22 protein-coding genes are annotated in these 21223 nt (G+C 49.6%); 4 read left to right on the top strand and 18 right to left on the bottom strand.

Annotated features, from left to right (window positions below):
• Positions 1-3 precede the first annotated feature (3 nt).
• Positions 4-888, top strand: coding sequence for a T9SS type A sorting domain-containing protein (locus IPF95_07915; GenBank protein MBK6474624.1), 885 nt, complete (start codon positions 4-6; stop codon positions 886-888).
• Between the two features lie 121 nt (positions 889-1009).
• Here the strand turns inward: IPF95_07915 and IPF95_07910 are convergent, their stop codons facing one another.
• Genes IPF95_07910 through IPF95_07895 form a run of 4 tightly spaced genes read right to left on the bottom strand, consistent with a single transcriptional unit; the run spans position 1010 to position 5874 of the window.
• A complete protein-coding gene (locus tag IPF95_07910; protein MBK6474623.1) occupies positions 1010-2179 on the bottom strand; it encodes an amidohydrolase in 1170 nt (389 codons plus the stop codon).
• Between the two features lie 41 nt (positions 2180-2220).
• Entirely contained in the window at positions 2221-2595 is a 375-nt protein-coding gene (locus IPF95_07905) for a sulfite exporter TauE/SafE family protein (GenBank protein MBK6474622.1), read from the bottom strand.
• Positions 2596-2599: 4 nt separating this feature from the next.
• Positions 2600-4681, bottom strand: coding sequence for a hypothetical protein (locus IPF95_07900; GenBank protein ID MBK6474621.1), 2082 nt, complete (start codon positions 4679-4681; stop codon positions 2600-2602).
• Positions 4675-5874 (bottom strand): hypothetical protein, encoded by a 1200-nt coding sequence (locus IPF95_07895; protein ID MBK6474620.1) that lies wholly within the window; start codon positions 5872-5874, stop codon positions 4675-4677. Before IPF95_07895 ends, IPF95_07900 begins: the two co-directional genes overlap by 7 nt.
• 82 nt (positions 5875-5956) lie before the next feature.
• Between IPF95_07895 and IPF95_07890 the strand changes: the two genes are divergently transcribed.
• The gene (locus IPF95_07890; GenBank protein MBK6474619.1) at positions 5957-6592 is read left to right on the top strand and encodes an MBL fold metallo-hydrolase; all 636 of its coding nucleotides are present in this window, start codon (positions 5957-5959) and stop codon (positions 6590-6592) included.
• Between the two features lie 31 nt (positions 6593-6623).
• Here the strand turns inward: IPF95_07890 and IPF95_07885 are convergent, their stop codons facing one another.
• The 7 genes from IPF95_07885 to IPF95_07855 all read right to left on the bottom strand — a co-directional run bounded on the left by IPF95_07885 (position 6624) and on the right by IPF95_07855 (position 12035).
• Positions 6624-7469 (bottom strand): hypothetical protein, encoded by an 846-nt coding sequence (locus IPF95_07885; GenBank protein MBK6474618.1) that lies wholly within the window; start codon positions 7467-7469, stop codon positions 6624-6626.
• Between the two features lie 170 nt (positions 7470-7639).
• Entirely contained in the window at positions 7640-9013 is a 1374-nt protein-coding gene (locus IPF95_07880) for a YHYH protein (GenBank protein MBK6474617.1), read from the bottom strand.
• Between the two features lie 65 nt (positions 9014-9078).
• The gene (locus IPF95_07875; GenBank protein MBK6474616.1) at positions 9079-10086 is read right to left on the bottom strand and encodes a c-type cytochrome; all 1008 of its coding nucleotides are present in this window, start codon (positions 10084-10086) and stop codon (positions 9079-9081) included.
• A gap of 14 nt (positions 10087-10100) precedes the next feature.
• On the bottom strand, positions 10101-10772 hold the full coding sequence (locus IPF95_07870; GenBank protein MBK6474615.1) for a hypothetical protein: 672 nt from the start codon (positions 10770-10772) through the stop codon (positions 10101-10103).
• A complete protein-coding gene (locus tag IPF95_07865; GenBank protein MBK6474614.1) occupies positions 10769-11212 on the bottom strand; it encodes a periplasmic heavy metal sensor in 444 nt (147 codons plus the stop codon). Before IPF95_07865 ends, IPF95_07870 begins: the two co-directional genes overlap by 4 nt.
• Positions 11205-11480: a hypothetical protein gene (locus tag IPF95_07860; GenBank protein ID MBK6474613.1), complete on the bottom strand. Its 276-nt coding sequence runs from the start codon at positions 11478-11480 to the stop codon at positions 11205-11207. The genes IPF95_07865 and IPF95_07860 overlap by 8 nt, the downstream gene beginning before the upstream one ends.
• Positions 11481-11513: 33 nt before the next feature.
• A complete protein-coding gene (locus IPF95_07855; protein ID MBK6474612.1) occupies positions 11514-12035 on the bottom strand; it encodes an RNA polymerase sigma factor in 522 nt (173 codons plus the stop codon).
• Between the two features lie 319 nt (positions 12036-12354).
• Here IPF95_07855 and IPF95_07850 point away from each other — a divergent pair, with 319 nt between their 5' ends.
• A complete protein-coding gene (locus IPF95_07850; GenBank protein ID MBK6474611.1) occupies positions 12355-12459 on the top strand; it encodes a winged helix-turn-helix domain-containing protein in 105 nt (34 codons plus the stop codon).
• 19 nt (positions 12460-12478) lie between these two features.
• Here IPF95_07850 and IPF95_07845 read toward each other — a convergent pair whose 3' ends face one another.
• The 7 genes from IPF95_07845 to IPF95_07815 all read right to left on the bottom strand — a co-directional run bounded on the left by IPF95_07845 (position 12479) and on the right by IPF95_07815 (position 18260).
• Positions 12479-12784, bottom strand: coding sequence for a type II toxin-antitoxin system RelE/ParE family toxin (locus IPF95_07845; protein MBK6474610.1), 306 nt, complete (start codon positions 12782-12784; stop codon positions 12479-12481).
• Positions 12781-13071, bottom strand: a complete 291-nt coding sequence (locus IPF95_07840; protein MBK6474609.1) for a hypothetical protein — start codon at positions 13069-13071, stop codon at positions 12781-12783. The genes IPF95_07845 and IPF95_07840 overlap by 4 nt, the downstream gene beginning before the upstream one ends.
• A 113-nt stretch (positions 13072-13184) precedes the next feature.
• A complete protein-coding gene (locus IPF95_07835) occupies positions 13185-13766 on the bottom strand; it encodes a hypothetical protein (protein ID MBK6474608.1) in 582 nt (193 codons plus the stop codon).
• Between the two features lie 9 nt (positions 13767-13775).
• Positions 13776-15215 carry an FAD-dependent monooxygenase gene (locus tag IPF95_07830; protein MBK6474607.1) on the bottom strand — a complete coding sequence of 480 codons (1440 nt, stop codon included), beginning with the start codon at positions 15213-15215 and terminating at the stop codon, positions 13776-13778.
• A gap of 78 nt (positions 15216-15293) precedes the next feature.
• Complete coding sequence (gene kynU / locus IPF95_07825; GenBank protein ID MBK6474606.1) at positions 15294-16562, bottom strand: kynureninase; 1269 nt, start codon at positions 16560-16562, stop codon at positions 15294-15296.
• A gap of 18 nt (positions 16563-16580) precedes the next feature.
• Positions 16581-17507 (bottom strand): hypothetical protein, encoded by a 927-nt coding sequence (locus IPF95_07820; protein MBK6474605.1) that lies wholly within the window; start codon positions 17505-17507, stop codon positions 16581-16583.
• Between the two features lie 66 nt (positions 17508-17573).
• The gene (locus IPF95_07815) at positions 17574-18260 is read right to left on the bottom strand and encodes a hypothetical protein (protein ID MBK6474604.1); all 687 of its coding nucleotides are present in this window, start codon (positions 18258-18260) and stop codon (positions 17574-17576) included.
• 68 nt (positions 18261-18328) lie between these two features.
• On the opposite strand from IPF95_07815, the gene gcvP reads away from it, so the two are divergent.
• Entirely contained in the window at positions 18329-21199 is a 2871-nt protein-coding gene (gcvP, locus tag IPF95_07810) for an aminomethyl-transferring glycine dehydrogenase (GenBank protein MBK6474603.1), read from the top strand.
• Positions 21200-21223: the final 24 nt, after the last annotated feature.

Below are 21223 nucleotides of genomic sequence, written 5' to 3'. Positions count from 1 at the left end.
CAAATGGAAACTCCCCCATCCAAAGCACCACTATTCAGAGCGATACAGCTCACGCTAACGTTATGCCTACCGATGCTGCTACTAGCGCAAGCATATATACCCACATTGAACGAAAATGCGACTTGGGATATTGAATGCTTGGCCTTTAGCGGAACACCACCTTATTGTGGGGACCTGACCGGAACAGGCACATACCATATTAGCGGTGATACAACAATACAGGATGTGGATTACAAGATCGTTAGTGGACTTTGGAATGATATTGATCTCGATGAAAGATACCTTAGGGAAGATCCTCTAGCACGAAAGGTGTTCGTGCTTGACCCTTATGGTGCTCCGGATGAAACTGTATTGTACGACTATAACGCTGTGATCGGGGACTCAATAAACTGGTACGATTTTCACATAGGCACACTATATAGTATAGACAGCATTACGTTAGCAAATGGCATGGTTCGCAGACGCTTTAACGTAGAACCTGGCCATGACTACGTAGAAGGCATCGGTGGCATGAACGGGATCGGCTTTCCATTATTCCCTGGCTTGGGAGTTGACTTGGCCTTGAGGTGTTACAAGATTTCGGGTGTTCCATTGATCGACCCCAATGATCTTTGGACGATCACGTGCGCCATTAATATAGGTATTGATCCTGTTGGATCCTTTGTCCCTAGCATAGTTTCGCCGAACCCTTCAACTGGGCAAATAACGATCAACCGGAAGACCGAGCTTATTCAAACGTTTAAGATCATTGATATGAGCGGGCGTTCTGTTCATACCGAAACACTCTCGAACCAAATTGAACAGATCGACCTCAGCCATTTGCAGGCTGGTGTTTACTTGTATATGCTGAACGAACAAGACCAAGGAAAATTGATCCTGTTCAGATAAGAGGAATTGATCCTATACCGTTGCAAAAGCGAGAGCCGAAACAACCAATGCCTTCTTTCGGCACAAAGAAACGAGCACTAAGAATCAGGAATGTCATTCCGGGCTACGACCCGGAAAGGAATCAGCAATTTTTCAATTCACCAATAGCCGACCAAGCCATCAACCCCGCACCGATCGCAAGTGCATCCTCATCGATATCGAATTCTGCGCGATGAAGTCCTGAGGTAGAACCTGGTTTGTTGGGGTTTCCAGTTCCGAGTCGGAAGAAGCAACCGGGCATTACTTGGGTGTAGTAGGCGAAATCCTCTGCGCCCATGCGGATATCCATTTCCACGACGTGTTCTTCGCCAACGTAGGCTATGGCGGCTGCGCGGATGCGTTCGTTCAGCGCCGGGTCGTTCACAACTGCCGGAGACCCCTTTACCAAATTGAATTCCACATCACCGCCCATGCTCTTTGCAAGGTCCTTGGAAAGTTGAGGGATCAGAATGTGCAACTCACTACGCCATGCTTCATCGAAGGTTCGTAGCGTGCCAGCAATATGGACTTCGTCCGGAATGATGTTGGTTGCACCTTGTGCGATCACTTTACCGAACGAGAGCACCATGGGTCTGCCCGGTTTGTTGCGGCGGCTAACCACTTGTTGCAAACTGGTGATCAGGTGTGCTGCGATGAGGACCGTATCAATTAGCATGTGAGGAGAAGCAGCATGACCACCCTTCCCTTTCACAGTAATGTACAATTCATCCGCAGCAGCCATGAATGGGCCAGAGCGAAAACCGACCTTGCCGATGGCGAGTTCAGGCGTTACATGCTGGCCTACGATCCCCGATGGTTTGGGGTCGTTGAACACACCTTCTTTGATCAACAACGATGCGCCGCCCGGTTCTTTTTCCTCACCCGGTTGGAACACCAACATCATCGTACCGGACCAATGCTTACGAAGCCGATGCAATGCGATACCCGCACCAAGCACCATGGTGGTATGTGCATCGTGTCCGCATGCATGCATCACACCAGGAGCAGTGGAACAATAGCCCTCTTTTCCGATCTCGGTGATCGGTAGTGCATCAAGGTCCGCACGGATCGCGAAGCATGCATTGGAGGTTGCTTTTTCACCCTTCACCAAGGCGATGAGTCCTGTTCCTTTTGAATCCGCGTTCAGCTTCCCAACGCCTTTCCGGACTTCGATCCCTTCGGCTTCCAACTGCTCGGTCACATAGGCCACAGTATTGTGCTCTTGGAACGAAAGTTCGGGGTGCGCATGCAAATGCCTTCGCCACTGCACCATCTTAGGGTGCAACTCAGCAATACCTTTTTTGATGCGGTCGATCACTTGCCGAAGATCATTTTAAACGAGGCCAAAAGCATAACAACACCGAACACTTTTCGCACTGCATCAGAAGGTAACACCAGCGCCCATTTGCTTCCGAAATAGCCACCGATAACGAACGCTGCGGCAATAATGGCAACGGTCTGCACATCGATCTGCCCAGCTCTGTAATAATTCCGGGCTGCAAGAAATACCACAGGTAGCAATAGCACGGCGAGGCTGGTTCCCTGTGCTTGGTGCTGCGAATAACTGAGCAACCAGACCAACGCTGGTACCATGATGATTCCTCCACCAACACCAACGAATCCACTGAGGATACCAGCGGCCAACCCAACAGCGAGCAATGCGGCTATGGTTTGTGGCGTAAGGTCCATCAACTCAAATATCCAGATTGAGCGAGAAATAGAACACCCGCGGTAGGACGATGCCATCATCCACTCCCCAAGCCCAATCGGCACGTACGAAGTATCCAAGCAAGCGAGTACGCACCCCGAAGCCATAACCGGCTATGATCGGTTCGCGCGTATTATTGAGTGTAATGGTCAATGGATTGTTGTTCGGAAGTGTACTCTGGTTGAACGAATTCTCGGAAGAATAAGGATCGCTTCCCGTCCATGCGGCACCCACATCCGCGAAAGTGGTAAGTTGCAAATGATTCAGGAAGTCGGACCGGATCGGTCTATTCAAGAGATACCTAAGAATGGGTACACGGAATTCAGTGTTGAGGACTGCGAAGCTCGAGCCATTGCGTGAATTATAGAAAAAGCCGCGCATAGGGACACCCATGGTCTGGTAAAAATAATTCTGAGAAAAATCAATCGGGATCGCGTCCAAAGGCTGAGACTGCGAGAACAACCAATTATCCACGCCACCCAAATAATGGATCAACTTCCGACTGCCGAATGAACTGGATCCAGCTAAACGCGATACCCAGATCAATTCACGGTGTACTTTTAACGAATGCCGAAGGTCCATTCCTACGACCTGCATATCCGTCTTCTTCGCATCGGGCTGTTGGTAATACTCAGCGAACCATTTCAGTTTCCAGCCTGTCCAGAAGTTGAGGCCATGCGGCATGGAGCTATCATACACATACTCCAATTTACCGCCGACCATATGATCACTGACATTATCAGCCCTAAGCGTAGTGCGATCCGTAGCCTGCAATACATAGCGATCGTTCCGATAGACTGCCGAAAGTCGTAAGCTGGCCAGTTCGCTGAATGGGTAGCTCAATTGATACCTGAAGTTATGCGTAACGATCTTCACAACGCCTGCACCGTTCGCGATCAACTGCTGTTGGGCTTGGCGCTGGAACGTGAACCGTTTATCGATACGGCGCTTCAGGTTCTCGTAAACAAAGAGATAGTCGTTGTTATTCAAGTTCAAGGCTAATCGGAATCCACCAACAATGCGATGATCCTCGAATAGATCCGTGATACCCATTCGCGTAAGCGCACTTAGCCCTGGGTTCAGTGCATCCGGACCGATGAACGGTTGATAGAACTGGCTACTGTAAGTATTATCCACTTGTGTAACGACCTGATCAATTGTAAAATTCAAATTGTAGTTCCGCTGATCGGGGTAGCTGAATGGAACCGCTGCCAGGGTATCGAGCGGAGATGGTTCGCCCTCCGTCAAAATGGGTTCCGGTTTGGTCGGAGTCTCAACAGGTTTAACACCACCGACCTCATCCTGGAATACGTAATCCTTCACATTCACGGTATTGTCTCCGGTAGGTCGTGGTCGTTGTAGTTCGATCTTCACCACCGGGCTCATATCATCTGAAAGCGATGTTCCATTTGCAGGATCCTGTTGTCCGGGACCGGGTTGATCATCACCTCCATTCCCGGAAGTAGGTCCGGCATCAGTGCGGCCGGTGTAGAACCAATACTTGTTTGCGCTGAATTGCAATTGTGCGTACCGGTTATGTTTCGCACTAACGTCCTGTTCGAGTATTGAACGCTTCAGATCAGTGAGCCGCTCTTCCACCGTGAAATAGCGGTAATGGATCGTGGTATCGATATGGCTAACGGCACTGTCATACTTCACGAGGAATCGATTACGGATCCCATCCCCTTCGCTCAAATACGTGTAGCTGGCGGAATCGTATTGCATGGGTTGCACCTCGTTCACTCCTGGCGTACTGCTTAACCGCGTGAGTAATGGGGAGCGAGTCGCAAGGTCCAACAGGAAAATGTCCTTGCTGCCATTGATCAAAGCCACATCCGCATTCACCAAACTCAGTGTATCATTCGTTCTATCGCTGCTGAAAATGACCCGTTGATCACCATCCACAAAATGAGGATCCAGATCATCGTATTGATCATTGGTCAATCGCTCCTGTCTGTTCCCGATCACGTAGTACAGGAACAGGTCGGTACGTCCATCCTCAACCGCACTGAACACCATGTTCTTACCATCGTTCGAGTATGCCATGCTCAGGATCTTGTTCAGCATGAAGACCGGTTTCTGTGTGGTTTTTTATCATCCAGCGTGTAAGTCCGCAGGAATAATTCGCCTTTGCGTTCGATCGCATATGTCAGCGCTTGTCCGCTTGGATGCCACGCGATCACGGGATAGGACCGATCGACAATGCGGTCCAATTTCTTTTCTCCCTTAATGATCCTCTTGATCTTACCGGTGGAAATATCCTGAATGAACACCTTGTACTGCCCGAGTTCGTTGCTCACCCACGCCAGGTGACGGCCATTGGGACTTTGTTTGAATTGGCTGTATGTCCTTCTTTTCTTGGTCTTGATCGCTAATGGTTCCAACGGGATATCCTGCCGAAACCGATCCTCTTCCGAGAACCGACCTCGATAGTATGCGAGGCTCTCTTCCTGTAGTGTTTTCAGGGATACACCGAGAACGAACAGAAAGCCGCTTTCAGCACTTCGGCTCACTCTGGTCATGTAGAGAATATTCGGTATCACCCCTGGACCATATACATCAGCCACGTATTTCCAGATCGCATAACCTGCGTACTTCGCATCAAGACCATTCAATCGATTGAACTTATCGTATCGGCCGCTCATGACGGCGTCCCGTATCCGGTTATTCAGTTCGGCACCCCACGGTTCGGAACGATAGGCGATGATGCCATCGGTATACCATGCCGGCAAGCTCATGAACGTGCTGCTCTTAAGCATATCACGCCAATTGCCACCGAACATCATCTGGTCGATGATCACATGAGAGATACCACTTCTTATCTGTTGATCAAGCAGCGTGTGATCACCTTCGTAATAGACAAAGATCTTGGTGCCGACTATCCTTGTAAGGCCACCGATGTTATTCTGTCCATCGGTGCTACTGAGTCCGATATTGCTCTGTCTGAAATCCGTCAGTGAATTATAAACGATGAACTGAAGTCGTTCATCCAACGCGAAATCAAAGTCCTTTTCCAATTCCTTGATATGCTCCGTAGCGGCTTGGGCCGTATAGCGCGCCAGATCTCTTCCTTCTTCATAAAAATACACTTCCATGGTCGGGAAGCGATATTGCTGCCATAGGAATTCGCGGTACTGCACCCGGTTCTTACCATATTCCTGCTGTGAACCGGAATAGAACTGTGCTTCCACCAGACCAATAAAGATCAGACACTGTGCTGTGAGCACGGTCTTTCGGAGGATGTAAGAAGTGGTATGCACGATATGATGTCTACTTTCGGAGCGCCGACGGCGCAAATTTTCCTACACTGGGATAGGATGCGAATTTCGGGCTTTTATTGCCATGCTCCACATTGCAAAGTTCACCTTTAACCCTTTTCAGGAAAATACTTACGTAATTCATGATGGTTCGGACGCCATTTTGATAGACCCTGGATGCTGGAATGTACCTGAACAGCACGAACTTGAGCAGTACATTGAAGAGAACGGTCTTTCCTTGAAAAAATTGGTGCTTACCCATGCCCACATCGACCATATTCTAGGTAATTCTTGGGTACACAGCCGCTACGGATTGTTGCCGGAAATGCATAAGGCGGACTTGCCTTTACTGCGGAATGGCCCAAAACAAGCGAGCATGTTCGGCGTTCCACTGGATCCGTCGCCGGAGCCAACGCACTTCATTGAAGAAGGCGATGTGATCACATTAGGCGGCCATGACCTGCATGTATTGTTCGTACCGGGTCATGCACCAGGGCATATCGCCCTGTACAACAAAGAGCAGAAATTCGTGATCAATGGCGATGTGCTCTTCATGAACAGCATTGGCCGAACGGATCTTCCAGGAGGTGATCTGGATACGTTGCTTAAGAGTATCCGAGAACAGCTTTTTCCGCTAGATGATGATGTGAAAGTCTATTGTGGTCATGGCCCGGAGACCACCATAGGAATGGAAAAGCGGACGAATCCGTTCTTGCGTTAAGATCAGTAATTGACCACCGCTATTTCCGGAACTATTTCGGGTGATAACCGTCCTGTTTGTAGGACTTCTCTATTCCGTTATGCTTTATCGGCGGCGGGCATTCGAACCCCTTCCGCGCTCGCAGGAACATGAACCGGACACTCAGTATTAGTGGCCTATAGTTGCTACTGAACCACTGCATTGCGCCAAAACGGCCTTCATCCGCAGGGGTAATGCTGAAGATGGGCGTTTCAATAGCGGGAATGATCAAGAGGTTTCCGGTCACTTTGAACCCATAACCCAATTTGAAATGGGCTTGACCAACAAGATCAGGAGGGAACTCATGTCGGTTCAGCAAAGGATCACCTGTATGCGCATAGGCGGAACCGATCCGGTAATCCGCATTCAAGCCCAAAGAGATCTGAATGAATTGATAGTTCCGCACCTGAATGAACTTATTCGCGTTGGCGTGAACGGTCAAGAATTGTTCAGCGAACTCCCCTTCCCCGGCAATGTCCAATGTGCTATCTCCTCGTGCAAATACACCGGTATACGATTCATTTCCACGAAGATTCTTATAGGCTAGGCCAAAATCCCAGTAATCAAGGATCACAGGATTGCGTGTTAGGTAGAACCAGCCAGCTTCCAAATAAAGCCCGGGCCTTCCGTTCGGGTCATATACGGCGGTATAGCTCGTATCGCCAGCACGAAAAACCTCTTCTTCGGGGTTCTTACCTCGCGTTAATGTATAGGTAACGCCTGGAGCAAAGTAGAACCCTCCACGCCTTGCTTGACCTTCCAATGGGATGATATCCGGGCGTTTGCGTTGCGAGAAACGCTGGGCCATGGCGGGTACAGCCATCAACAGGATCAACACAAAACCGAGCGACCTTTTCATTGCAACGAAGGTGGTGACGTGCATGCATTGTTAACGCATGGAATGCTGGAAAAGTGTCAACGTATGGGTGTGAGTGATCGTATTAATCCTCCAAACGAAAACGGCCCGCTATGGAATTCCATAACAGGCCGTTTTAATCCAGTTTTAAATTTACTGAAGTATCCGCTTTTTTACTTCAGGATCTGTACTGGTCTACTGATCATAGTGTTACCATTACTAATTCGCACAATGTACTGACCTTCATAAAGTGTGCGTGTATCGAGGTGCCAGATGGAACTGCCTTGCACAATAACAGCTTGGCGAACCACTTTGCCGGTCATGTCGATCAGGCTTACATCAACATCTTCACGAGTTAATCCGCTCACTTGGATCGCGATGAGATCGGTGGCTGGGTTCGGGTGGATGTTGACGGTGAGGTTCGACGCATCCTGATCTGCAACTGCAAGCGTCAACGGATCAACAGTGGTTGTAGATTCAGTGATCGCTGTCACTTTACCGCCAGTAACGTTCCCATAGAAAGTGGGACCGATCACATACGGGTAGGCGCTGTTCCAATTCTCATCTACTGTGCAATAGTAGGCGTAGGTGCCATTCGGATACTCCGGAGTTACTGCAAAACGGCCGTTGTGTTCATCCAAATAGAACGGCTCCGTATGTGCCACATACTCGTTGTCCTCACGGAAATAACCCAATGGGTATGTGGTATTGATCGGTGCGCCGCTGGTAACTGAAGCGCCTGTAGGACTTGTATTACGAACCGTGATGTTACGCAACTGATAGCCTGAACGGATCCGTGTAATGCCACCTGTTCCGTCCGTATTTGCGTAACCATACGCGCCATAGATCGGGAAGCCATCGTAAGAGTATCCTACCAACGGTGAGTGTTGGGCAGCGTCGATCACGTAAAGACCATCGGCTGCGTAGAGGTCGCACACATCCGAGACCACAACAAGATCCAAGTTGAACGCACTTGGGTTCTGGTGGTGATGGTAATTACCCATTGCAGGATGTGCTTTTGCGCAATCAAAACCGTCACGTTCTGCAGGAATTGCATCACGGTTCCATGGAAGGTTGGCATTAGGTCCTCCGGGACACGTTGGGTTGCCCGGACCTCCGCAAAGTGCATTCGTGTTCGCGTTCCATGCAACACCATCACGGTAATCGAACAACGAAACGCCGTTGATGAAGAAGCCGATATTTCCCGGGGTTGTAGCTGTAGCCGTTCCGGTATTCTGGGTTGGCACACGCGGGATCCGGTAGATCGCGTTCTGGTCGGTAGCAAGTGAAGGGTTTCCATCCTGGAATGGACCAGTGATGTATGCCGGAATACCATGAGTGGTTACATAAACCCAATTCGCAGAGTACTGGACTGTTTGCACGTTCGCGAGCACATTGTCTTGGATCGGTGTGGAATTTCCAGCTACATAATGCTGGCCCATAATGCCAGTGGTATTAAAAAGCCAACTCGTAATGTTCGGCTCGGTTTGCGCGTTTGCTGATGCCGATAGCACAATTGCTAACGATGCAAGGAAAAGGCTTTTCATGGAATTGGTCAGATGTTGGGTCATAAGGTTTGACGACCATGTGGTGTTAATCCTTCGCGTGGGAATTATTGTTCTCTCGGATAGCCGTGATCCTGGTTGAAGCAGAACTCCCGATCACTCAGCGTAAGCAGGAAAGCGACGACATCGGTCCGTTCATTTTTCGAGAGCGTTAACCCATTTTGCAATTCGGGAGCAAGTGTTGAACTATGCTGAATGCATTCCGTGTAATGATCCAGCACGTTCCGCAAACTCTTGAAACGACCGTCGTGCATGTAGGGGAAAGAGAATTCGATGTTGCGCAATGTTGGGATCTTGAACTTCAGGGAATCCGCAGGGTCCTTAGTGATCAGCATTCTTCCAAAATCATTGAAGACCGTGTCGATGGGCAACCCGTTGTTGGCGAATTCACCCGTGGTGAACAATGGTTCTTGGTGGCATGCACTGCAATTCGTTTTGAACAGCGCATACCCGTTGGTTTCTTGTTCCGTGAATGCTTCAGTCTTCTGCATTACACGATCGTACTTTGAGTTGGCCGATATCAATGTCAACTCGAATTGCGACAGTGCCTTCAGCATTCGTTCACCGGTAATGGTTGCATCGCCGTATACGTTCTCGAACAATTGCGGGTAGATATTAGTTCGTTGCAGCTTGGCAACAACATGCGCAGTGGTCTCCCCCATTTCATCCGGATGGTTGATTGGAGCCAAGGCTTGCATGTCCAGATGGTTCACGGCGCCATCCCACATAAAGCTTCTGCTCCATGCCAGGTTCATCAACGCCAATGAATTCCGTGTGCCGATGCTATCTCCTACTCCATGGCTAACAGCATGATCCACGTGTGTGAAAGCCGTGAATGACAAGTGGCAGCTGCTACAGGACACGATGCTATCCGAAGAAAGAATGGGATCGTAGAACAGTTTGCGTCCTAATGCGATGCCCTCAGCGGTTAGCGGGTTTGTCGTGAAATCATATGTAGGTATTGGCCAGCTTTCAGGGAACTTCAACTTTACATTTATAGGTGATGGCACATTCGCGGCGCACAACACCAAGAGGGCAACACACACAACAACTATGGAAGCGTTCGACCTCACTGTGCAACGTGAAATGAACGAGCGAGTATCGCAGAAAGTTCGACTGCTCGTGCACTTGGCGACATGATCGTATGGTCCTTGGCGAGATCCACCTCAGCGAAGAATTTCGAAAGATCAAGACGGATGATCACTTCATCAGTGGTCATAACACGCGATCCAACTACTTGGGCCGATCGGAATGGTGCCATGTAGCCACCCAGATGAAAATTGAAGGCGTTCTTGGTCGTGTTACAAACAAGGCTTGTGCCTTCCAGTTTGAAATTAATGTAGCCGCTATTCCATGTCCAGTACATTCCATTGGTGGGATCAAGATCACCACCGAATACACCTGAAACACTCGTAATACTATCCGCGCCAAACGTGAATGAAAGGGAATCGAACTTGAGACCCTCCGTTGTAGTTAACAAGACAGTGAGCGACTCTGGATCTGTCGCATCGATCAAGTGGTAGATATTGTCTTGCAGAACGACCTGCCCATTTTCGAAAAGTGTCGCGTGCCCAACGAAGAATTTAAACGTCTCAACAGTCAACGATCGCCCATCTGCTAGTAAATGATCCTTGTTCAACTGCAGGTCCTCATCTTCAAGTACGGGTACGAACCTTAGGCTTTGGGCCGTAGCATTCAATACACTGAAGGCCAGAAAAAGCGCAAGCGGAAACCACTTCATCGTCCTTTTGACCGCGGTCCTATTCTCCCAAATACCTTAGAAAGGTCATTGGCCAATGCGTTGTAGTCATTCAATTGATCCGGGCGGCAAATGCCTTTGATCGCGGCGAAATGCGCGACGTGAATACGTTCGATCTCCGTTTGGATCTCAGCAACACGATCAAATAATGGATCGGGGTCTGAATTGGGTTTGGCCAAGGTTGCATAAAGAGCTTTACGTGCCGCATTCATTTCTTCCATCTTCGCTGCCAACATGGTCTGGTGCACTTCGATCAATCTGGAATACCCTTCCACTTGCGCCTTATCAAAATGCAAACGTTCTATCACGATCTTCTTAGGGCCGTCATGTCCAGGACCACTGAAATGTCCGAAAGTCAACAGACCGATATTCATACATAGCAATACGACCACCGCAGCGGTCAACCACTTTACCTTACTCATAATACAATTGGTTTGAAGTGGACATACCCATGCCACGCGAAAGCTCCGCTACGGGATCACTGTTGCGTGTCGTTCGGTTACCGAACAAAGTCACTGTATTGACCAAGAGGACCAGAGCCATCGTTGTAACACCTGCCAGAACCCAGGACCGGGTCGGGGTTTCAGCTATGGTTGCCTCTATTCGCGCTTCAACCCGAGTGCGCAGAAATGGCGGCGGATCCACTTTGTCAATGTGCTGCAACAGATCTATTGCTTTGTCAACTTCCATTTGGTTCTTGGTTTATTCGACGACGAATTTTCTTCAATCCTTCGTTAGATCCTGTTTGAGTTTCTGTTTCCCCCGCGCCAGAAGGGCCTCCGCCGATTTCACGGTAACCCCCATTACCTCAGCGATCTCCATTTGGCCCATTCCCTCAGTGGCCTTAAGGAGCAAGGCTGTGCGTTGCTGCGATGGAAGTCGATCGATACACTCAAATATCTTGGCTGTCGCTTCCTTATTCTCCAACGCAACACCGGGGTGATCGAATTCGGAACCCGACAAACGATCAACATGATCATCCACTAGACCGAGCCTACCTAGGAACGATCGCTTCTTCCGTTTTCGCGCTTTAATATGATCCAAGGAAGTGTTGATCGCCACGCGGTATATCCATGTGCGTACCGCGGCCTCTCCTCGGAATTTCGAAAGCCCTTCATGCACTTTCATGAACACATCCTGGGTTGCCTCCTCAGCATCTTGCGGGTTGTGCAGGTAATTCATACAGAGGTTGTAAACCATGCGGACATGGCGGTCATATACCTCGTTGAATGTGGTTTGCTGCATGCTCGATCAGCCGCAAAGCAAAGGAATTCAGGGTCTGAACAACATGAAACCTGAGCATTTACTGCTCAAATTACGCAATCCAGTACAGCCCGATCTTGATATGCGGACTTCTGATCCTCGAATAACTTTAACTGAATAAATTCGAAGCCTGGCATGAAAGTTAGCACTTCAAATTCTCGATGGTCAATACACCCGAGCTGTAATTGATCATAAAATGGATCTACTTCAATTGCTTTCAACTTCAGCGAATACCACTGTTGAGCGGGATGATATTCTGGCATCCGTTTGGGGAGACTAGGATGATCACGTTGGAAGAACGCTGGACGTATTCATATCCAAATTACGCAAGAAGCTTGAGGCCGATGCGAGCGTGCAGATCGTGAATATTCGGGGCGTTGGGTACAAGTTGGTGATGGGGGTGTAGGTGAACGAAAGCGTTTCGATCAACCCTTCATTTTTCGCGGATCCTGCCGAGTGTCGAAGATGTCCGTAACATGGATCTCATTGCCAACGATCTTGTAAACCACCTTCAAATGCCAAACAATCACTCTTCGGTACCGGAACCCATCTTTGCCTATGGTCACAAGGTCTTCAAAAGCACCTGTTTTCGGGTGATTGGCCAAATACCTTAATTGTGCCTTCAATTCCGAATCAACCTTTGCCAGAGCAACATCGCTCCATTCTTCGGAATAGAAGAACAACGTCCTTAGATAACTCTCCCAAGCTTCCGGTGAAACAACAACCTTCACGACTTCCGTGCGATCGGTTTACGAGAAGCTGCATTCTTAGCCTTCGGCCTTGAAGCCGCGATCTTTTCCAACACCTTAGTGCTTTTACTCGAGAACTCTTCCAACGACAAACCTCTGCCTGCCTGAATCGACTTATCCGATGCTCTGGCTATATCATTCATCCTCCGATGGATCGTCTCAGCTTTCGTTTCTGTACTTATCGCTTTATAAACGCGCGCCAATTTTTTCTCGTTGGTCTCTTTATCCACGAGCGCTTTGATCTTCTTTTTTAAGGCGGCGCTTGTCATTGTTGCAATACTTGTAGATCCAAAGATAAGGCAAGCGAAGTGCTGGCACTTCGCATTGCACTAGATCACTTGTTACTTGGCCCGCAACAATGGCGGAGACAACGCTTGGTCATTCACTTCAATATGATGTACGTGTCTTGAGTTTTCAGCCACAGCGGACCCCGTTCATTCAATTCGGATATGAAGTTCTTCGTCTTTCGTGCCTGATCATCCCAGGTGAAGTGATCGGTAAGTATACAACCGATCAAGCTAGCTCCATCGAATAATTCATAGCCAGTATAACTAGGCACCGCAGGTATCTTCGGAGTATCGTATTTCCGCCAGTTCAGACGGCTGTATGGAACCATGGTGACCTTTAGCGAGGATCTTCTTCTTCCTCTTACTTCAAGCCGCAACTGTTGATTCGTATCATCCAGCTCAGCGGAAACGATCAACGCAATGTTCCTTACCGCAATTACCAACAAATTAACCAATACCGCAACAACTGCCACTATGACCATCAACGTAACTCCTTCGTTTGTGAACACGGTATCGAACATGTCAACCGAAGATTCGCTATTCCGACGACTGGACATCATGATCCCGAAAAAAAGCATGGCCGGAATTCCTGCACCCAACAACACGGTAATCATAGCATGTTCGAAAAGAGTGAACTTCAGGAAGCTCTTGGTTCTAATTCCCGATGTGATCTTCATGTCACTAGTTTATTTACTTTCCAGCATCCCCAACGCCATTTTCTCCACCTCGGCACTATCCCACTTCTTTTCAATGTCCGGCATGGCAAGAACGCGCGCCATGATCGCATCGTGACGTCGGCCTTCGCTTAAGGCATCCACGTACGGCGTGTCCGTGAATTTCACTTGGCTATAGAGCGGTAGCCATTGATCCGGGTGATTGGCTTGCAAACGCCCTTCGATCTTTTTGCGGAGGATGAATTGAGGATCGGCAACGAGGTCGCGCATTTCTATGAAGTTGCGCATGCTTAGATCAGCGATCGCATCGCCGTTCGGTTTGCGCTGTTTGCCGTATTGATGCAAGACTTCGCCCCAGTTATCGTCGCCGTATTGATCGAGCAGGTCGTTGAGCACTTTACAATCCTCGTAGCCACTGTTCATGCCCTCACCGTAGAACGGAACGATCGCATGAGCAGCATCGCCGATCAGCGCAACCTTGTCCTTGTATGTCCATGGATCGCAACGCACGATCACCAAATTGCTTTGCGGGTTGCGCATGTATTGATCCACCAGATCAGGAACGATCGGCATGGCGTCTGCGAAATGCTCGGCGAAAAACTTCTTCGCCTGTTCCTCCGTGACAACAGTATCAAAGCCTGGATAGGAAGTGAGAGTTGGGCTTTTGTGAGATTCCGGATATGCGGGGCCCTTCTGCTTCGCAGCACCCGCATTCCGGAATGACGCCTGCGGCGTAAAGGCTGATGCCGTGTGTGGCATGAACAATGTCCCTGTAAAACCACCGTCCTGGTTCGCGAGACCCATCATCATGTAATGCTGCCGCGGCCAGATGTGCAAACACTGCGGATCCATCTTCGGTGTGCCATCCGCGTTCGCAGGAAAGGCCACCTCTTTGTAATCATGCTCGATGTATTCTTGGCTGTAGGAGAAACGACCCATCATCATTTTGGAGCGCACCGCACTGAATGCACCATCACTACCGAAAACAACATCCGCCTTTACTTCAGCAACCATGCCACCAACGCTCTCGAAGGTACACGTAGCATTTTCCAGATCAACATCCATACACCGCTGATCAAAATGTAACGTAACATTCGGCAGCTTTTCTGCTTCGACGAGCAGACGCCGATTCAATTCGCTACGGCTGACACTGAAGATCGCTTTGTTATCGATGCTGTACGGCACCTTGTTCAAGTTGCCTTGGCGATCGTGCATCATCCGCGCATACACGGGAACTACGATCTCCCTCACTGCCTTCTCAACACCAGCGGCACGCAAGGCCGTCCACCCGCGATGGCTTACCACCAGGTTGATGCTTCGACCAGCATATACATCGGTACTTCGTGGATCGGCGCGACGTTCATAGACGTTCACTTTGTGTCCACGCTTTGCAAGAAAGATGGCGAGCAGGCTACCTACTAATCCGCCGCCTACGATGGTGATGTTCTTCATTATTCGATCCTGCAACTAATACTTCCGCTAAACATAAATGGCGTTCCACATGTATTCCGGGTCGGTCATGACCGACCCCTACATACATTCCTGTAATATTTGCCCGAACCGATATACGTCTTCGAAAGAATTGTACATCGGCACAGGTGCCATGCGGATCACGTTCGGTTCGCGCCAATCAGCCACTACACCCTTTGTCGTTAATGCGTCGAAAAGGTACTTGCCTTTTCCATGCGCTAACACGCTCAGTTGCGCTCCGCGTTGTTTCGGGTTACTTGGTGTGATGATCTCCAAATTCGTGTTGGTGGATCTCGCCACTTCGTGAACAATGAATTCCAAATACCCGGTGAGTTGTTCGCTCTTAGAACGCAAGCGATCCATACCGGCACGATCGAATTGTTCTAACGCAACACGATGAACCGCCATGCTCAGCACTGGAGCATTGCTTACTTGCCATGCTTCGGCGGTGGGCATGGGTTTGAAAACCGGCTCCATTTTGAATCGGTCCTGTTTGTCGTGTCCCCACCAACCTGCGAACAGCGGTAAGCCTTTGCCATGATGCCTTTCGTGTACGAACACACTAGCCACGCCACCCGGACCGCTATTCAGGTATTTGTAGCTGCACCAGCAAGCAAAGTCGGCATTCCAATCGTGTAATTCCAATTTGAGATTACCAGCGGCGTGGGCCAGATCGAAACCAGCGTTCGCACCAACTTCATGCGCAGCTTTGGTGATCGCTTCCATATCGAATGCTTGTCCGGTGTAGAAATTCACTCCACCAAAACAGACCAATGCTAATTCATCGCCGAGTTCGTTGATCTTGGCGACAATGTCCTCCGTACGCAAACAATACTCACCTTTTCTGGGTTGCATTTCTACAAGGTCAGTAGCGGGGTCGCCACCATGGAACTGGATCTGCGAAGCAAAAGCGTACGTATCACTAGGAAATGGGCGTTGCTCGGTAAGGATCACTTTGCGCGCACCTTTTGGACGGAAGAAACTCACGAGTAAAAAGTGAAGGTTGCTTGTGAGCTGGTTCATCACCACCACCTCACTCTCTTTGGCTCCAGCGATCCGCGTAGCACTTGCGGTCAACTCTTCATGGTAACTGAGCCATGGATGTTTCGCGTGGAAATGTCCTTCCACACCGAATTTGGCCCAATCATCCAGTTCCTGTTTCAACGCGTCAGCGGCAGCTCTAGGTTGGAGACCAAGGGAGTTCCCGGTGAAGTAGATCACTGGTTCGCCCGCGAGTTGTGGGAAGTGGAATTCTTCTCGGAACGAACGCAAAGGGTCAACGACATCTTGTGAGCGTGCAAAGTCGAGCGAGTTCTGGAATACGGTCATGACGTAACGCAAAAGTAGTTAGAGCAAGCTACCCAGCCAGCCCAATAGCGGGATCAGTATCAGTGTGCCATCAAGCCAGATCTTATAGTACCATTCATTGGTTCCTGGCTTGGCGCCCGTAATAATGAAAGCGGTCATAACAAGTCCGGCCAATGGTAACAAGTACATGAAGTCCAACCCCGGACCATTTCCTACCGGATCTAAAAGGGCATGACCCAAATACATTGATATGATGTAGAACGCGAACCACGGCACCATTAGAAGGATGGCGAGCAACTTGGTTCCTGTAACACCGAATAATTGCGGGAAGGTCTTAAGACCATGGTCATCATAGTGAACATCGGCGATATCATAAGTAGTAGTGATGGCAAGGAAGAACGCGAACTGCGGGATCGCGATCCATTTTAGCATTTCACGTTCAACATCGAAAACAACATCAGCCGAAAGGCCGATCGTAACGAGCGCACAAACACCAGCGATCAATGGAGCTTTTAGGACCGGGACATTTCTTATCCCGATGGAACTACCCATCTTATTGCGCAAGGGTGTTATGTATAAGGCTACCAGCGCAGCTGCAACCAACGTCCACCTGCCAAAAACAAAATGCAATGGATACACCGCGATCAATGAAATAATGGCCGCGCAGATCGTTAGCACGGTCATGATCGATCTGTTCTGCATTACCCAATTAATGTGAGGCGATGGGATCGGGTGTGGCTCCAGTGATCGTAGGATCCGCATGGTTCCGTAAGCAGCTATCAGTCCCGCACCAATAGCGACCGCAGGACGAAGAGCTGAAAAGTTGAACAGTTCTCCCATCCAGAGCACCTGCGCGGCCATACCTATTGCCAGCCAGATGTGTGAGTATATCAGGAATCGCAACGCCTTTGATCGCAGCTGACCCTCAGCCGGGTCAACGAATGGAATGTTCCTGACTGGACCCATTTCCGTTTAACTATTCATCGGACCCCGGCCAAGCAACATAAGATCTATTCCGGCCTGGGTTCGTTCTTAATATCCTTCCAAATTCGGATTGATGATCAGTTGCCTCACCGCCAACCCTGCAACTACACCGGCTGCCGTAGCGATCAGGGTACGCACAACACGTTTGGTCTTCCCCACTTTAGCGTATCCCGTGGCGTAGTATTCATCCCCTTCCATGATGGGATCGGTTATTGACCCTTTTGTTACATGAACGCGAGGCAAAGCCATGACACCGGAATACAGCGGAGGAAGAAAAAGTGAATTCACTTCGAGATTCAGACCGATCGTCACTCCTGCGCCAACAACAAAGCCACCGACCATAGGCCAGAACGGTTTGTAACCGGCGCGTGCATCCTGTTCTCCTTTAATGAACCAACGCATTTGATCGATCGAAAGATCATTCCCGAATGCGGTATCATAGAAATACCATATCCGCTCCCGCCCTAAGCTATCCGTCACCGAGAACACCTCTTCTGTGGGGATCTCACGCACCTTCATCTTCCCTTTACGCAAGGTCTGATACCGGACCTCCAACGAACTTTGCCCAAGGATCTTAGCCGGGATCACCTGGCCATTCATCAACTGGATCATCTCCTGTGCGTTGATCAGGGAACCGAAGCACAGAATACAGAGAAGAAGAATGAACCGTCGTTTATCGCACATGGTCGTTGGCGGCCAAAGATAGCGGTCCACCGGAACCCTGACATTGGTCATGTTCACCGTTTGATCGCGAAGCGCACCGGTTCGCCCGGTATATTTGCAAACTATTACCTAGTTGAATTATGACACCTTCCACCTATCAAGAGCGCCACATAGGCCCCAACGCGAAAGCCACATCTGAAATGTTGACCGCCATTGGTGTGGCGTCATTGGATGAATTGATCGACCGTACGGTACCTGATCGTATACGATCACCAAAGCCGTTGGATGTAGGACCGGCCTTGACCGAGCGCGAGCATTTGGACCGTATGCAACAGCTAGGTGCATTGAACAAGGTGTTCCGTAGTTATATCGGCTTGGGTTATAGTGGCACTCTTCTACCACCTCCTATTCAGCGGAATGTTTTCGAAAATCCGGGCTGGTACACGGCTTACACGCCCTATCAGGCGGAGATCTCACAAGGTAGATTGGAAGCATTGTTGAATTTCCAAACGATGACCAGTGATCTGACCGGACTTCCTATAGCCAATGCATCGTTGTTGGATGAAGCCACCGCCGTGGGTGAGGCCATGCACATGTTCTACGCGGCTCGACCAAAAGAACTAGTGGGAGCGAAAAAATTCTTTGCGGACAGAGGCCTGTATCCTCAGAACATCGAGGTGCTGAGAACCCGTTGTGTACCGATAGGTGTGGAATTAGTTGTTGGAGACGTGAAGGACTTTACGCCTGATGGTTCTTACTTCGGTCTTGCGCTACAATATCCTTCTTTGGATGGAGGAGTGCAGGATCTGCGTTCGGTCGTAGCGCAAGCTAAAGAGGACGGTATCCGCACCGTGGTAAGCGCGGATATTCTGGCCCTGACCTTGTTGACCCCACCGGGAGAATGGGGAGCTGATGTTTGTGTTGGTAATACGCAACGTTTCGGTGTACCCATGGGTTATGGAGGGCCGCATGCCGCCTTCTTCGCAACTACTGAAGAATTCAAACGGATCATTCCTGGTCGCATCATTGGCGTAAGTCAGGATCGTCGTGGACACAGTGCATTGCGCATGGCATTGCAGACCCGCGAACAACATATCCGCAGAGACAAGGCCACCAGCAATATCTGCACTGCACAAGCATTGTTGGCCGTAATGGCGAGCATGTACGCGGTGTATCATGGTCCCGAAGGCCTTAAGCGCATTGCGCATATCGTGCATGATCATACTCACCGCGTGGCAGTAGCAGCGCACAAGTTGGGTTACTCACTTTCCAATGCTGTCTATTTCGATACGGTAACATTCAGCTTACCTGCAACCACTTCCATTGAGAAAGTGAGAACTGCTGCAGAGTCAAGAGGCATCAACTTCAGGTACGGAAAGGACAGTGTAACGATCGCGTTCGATGAGACGGTAAGGGATGAGGATGTGAACGATGTTATTGCAACATTGGCAGAAGCGTGCGGTGAAAAACCGTTCTCAAGTGCAAGCCAAGGAGCGCCCACTGTACTTCCTGAATTTCTTCAGCGACACAGCCGCTTCATGGAACATCCGGTCTTCAACTCATACCATACGGAGCTTGAATTGCAGCGGTACATCAAGAAATTGGAGAATAAGGATTTCAGTTTAATGCATGGTATGATCCCGTTGGGTTCCTGTACCATGAAATTGAACGCGGCAAGCACATTGATCCCATTGACATGGCCGGAATGGGCGAATATCCACCCGTTCGTACCCGTGGAACAAGCAGCCGGTTACCAGCAGGTATTCGCAGAACTTTCCGATGCGTTGGCGAAAGCTACCGGAATGACAGCAGTGAGCCTTCAACCGAATAGTGGTGCACAAGGCGAGTACGCGGGACTTCTAACGATACGCGCATACCATGAAGCGAACGGCGACCTGAAACGTAATGTCGCGTTGATCCCGAGCAGTGCGCACGGAACAAATCCGGCGAGTGCAGTTATGGCCGGTATGCAAGTTGTAGTTGTAAAGGCCGACGAAGAGGGTCGCATTGATACGGTTGACCTAAAAGCCAAGGCGGAACAATACAAGGACACCCTTTCGTGTTTGATGGTGACCTACCCAAGCACGCACGGGGTATATGAAAGCGCTATCCTTGATATTACCGCTGCCATACACGCCAATGGTGGTCTGGTGTACATGGATGGTGCGAATATGAATGCGCAAGTAGGCCTTACCAGTCCGGGTGGAACAGGTGCGGATGTTTGCCATTTGAACCTGCACAAGACCTTTGCGATACCACATGGAGGAGGAGGCCCGGGAATGGGACCGATCTGTGTGAACGACAAATTGAAGCCATTCTTGCCTGGACATCCGTTGATCAAGACCGGAGGAAGTAAAGCAGTGCCAGCAGTGAGCGCTGCGCCATGGGGAAGTTCATTGATACTCTTGATCAGCTACGGGTATATAAAAATGCTCGGCGGAAATGGCCTTACGGATGCAACACGGTATGCGATCCTGAACGCCAATTACCTAAAAGTGAAACTGGCCGATCATTATCCTATTCTGTACACCGGTGATGAGGGTATGGTAGCGCATGAAATGATCCTGGATTGCAGAGGCTTCAAACGCACTTCGGGAATTGAGGTGGAGGATATTGCGAAACGCTTGATGGATTATGGTTTCCATGCACCTACAGTAAGTTTTCCTGTTGCAGGAACGTTGATGGTAGAGCCTACGGAAAGTGAAGGAAAGCCGGAACTGGATCGGTTCATTGAGGCCATGAAAAGTATTCGCAAAGAGATCGCGGAAGTAGAGAATGGTAACGCGGACAAGTTGGATAACGTTCTCAAAATGGCTCCACATACCAGCAGCGAGATCTGCGCAGATACGTGGTCGCACGATTATGGCAGAGAGAAGGCCGCATATCCGATGAAGAGCATGCATGACTGGAAATACTGGCCTACAGCAAGCCGTGTGGACAGTGCTTTTGGTGATCGCAATCTGGTATGTACCTGTCCACCGATCGAAGATTACGCCGCCGTAGAAGCATAACAACATCCAACACACAAGGCAGCG

The sequence above is a fragment of the Flavobacteriales bacterium genome, assembly GCA_016704485.1.
Lineage (GTDB): Bacteria > Bacteroidota > Bacteroidia > Flavobacteriales_F > PHOS-HE28 > PHOS-HE28.
This window is presented reverse-complemented; position numbering and strand designations above follow the sequence as displayed.

Bases quoted from the DNA above. Each gene is read 5' to 3' on its own strand.
- IPF95_07820 (MBK6474605.1), bottom strand. From the start codon at position 17,507: ATGGGTCCAGTCAGGAACATTCCATTCGTTGACCCGGCTGAGGGTCAG.
- IPF95_07885 (MBK6474618.1), bottom strand. From the start codon at position 7,469: ATGAAAAGGTCGCTCGGTTTTGTGTTGATCCTGTTGATGGCTGTACCC.
- IPF95_07880 (MBK6474617.1), bottom strand. From the start codon at position 9,013: ATGAAAAGCCTTTTCCTTGCATCGTTAGCAATTGTGCTATCGGCATCA.
- IPF95_07860 (MBK6474613.1), bottom strand. From the start codon at position 11,480: ATGGAAGTTGACAAAGCAATAGATCTGTTGCAGCACATTGACAAAGTG.
- IPF95_07900 (MBK6474621.1), bottom strand. From the start codon at position 4,681: ATGCTGAACAAGATCCTGAGCATGGCATACTCGAACGATGGTAAGAAC.
- kynU (MBK6474606.1), bottom strand. From the start codon at position 16,562: ATGACCGTATTCCAGAACTCGCTCGACTTTGCACGCTCACAAGATGTC.
- IPF95_07910 (MBK6474623.1), bottom strand. From the start codon at position 2,179: ATGGTGCAGTGGCGAAGGCATTTGCATGCGCACCCCGAACTTTCGTTC.
- IPF95_07865 (MBK6474614.1), bottom strand. From the start codon at position 11,212: ATGAGTAAGGTAAAGTGGTTGACCGCTGCGGTGGTCGTATTGCTATGT.
- IPF95_07890 (MBK6474619.1), top strand. From the start codon at position 5,957: ATGCTCCACATTGCAAAGTTCACCTTTAACCCTTTTCAGGAAAATACT.
- IPF95_07830 (MBK6474607.1), bottom strand. From the start codon at position 15,215: ATGAAGAACATCACCATCGTAGGCGGCGGATTAGTAGGTAGCCTGCTC.
- IPF95_07870 (MBK6474615.1), bottom strand. From the start codon at position 10,772: ATGAAGTGGTTTCCGCTTGCGCTTTTTCTGGCCTTCAGTGTATTGAAT.
- gcvP (MBK6474603.1), top strand. From the start codon at position 18,329: ATGACACCTTCCACCTATCAAGAGCGCCACATAGGCCCCAACGCGAAA.
- IPF95_07815 (MBK6474604.1), bottom strand. From the start codon at position 18,260: ATGACCAATGTCAGGGTTCCGGTGGACCGCTATCTTTGGCCGCCAACG.
- IPF95_07835 (MBK6474608.1), bottom strand. From the start codon at position 13,766: ATGAAGATCACATCGGGAATTAGAACCAAGAGCTTCCTGAAGTTCACT.
- IPF95_07905 (MBK6474622.1), bottom strand. From the start codon at position 2,595: ATGGACCTTACGCCACAAACCATAGCCGCATTGCTCGCTGTTGGGTTG.
- IPF95_07915 (MBK6474624.1), top strand. From the start codon at position 4: ATGGAAACTCCCCCATCCAAAGCACCACTATTCAGAGCGATACAGCTC.
- IPF95_07855 (MBK6474612.1), bottom strand. From the start codon at position 12,035: ATGCAGCAAACCACATTCAACGAGGTATATGACCGCCATGTCCGCATG.
- IPF95_07840 (MBK6474609.1), bottom strand. From the start codon at position 13,071: ATGACAAGCGCCGCCTTAAAAAAGAAGATCAAAGCGCTCGTGGATAAA.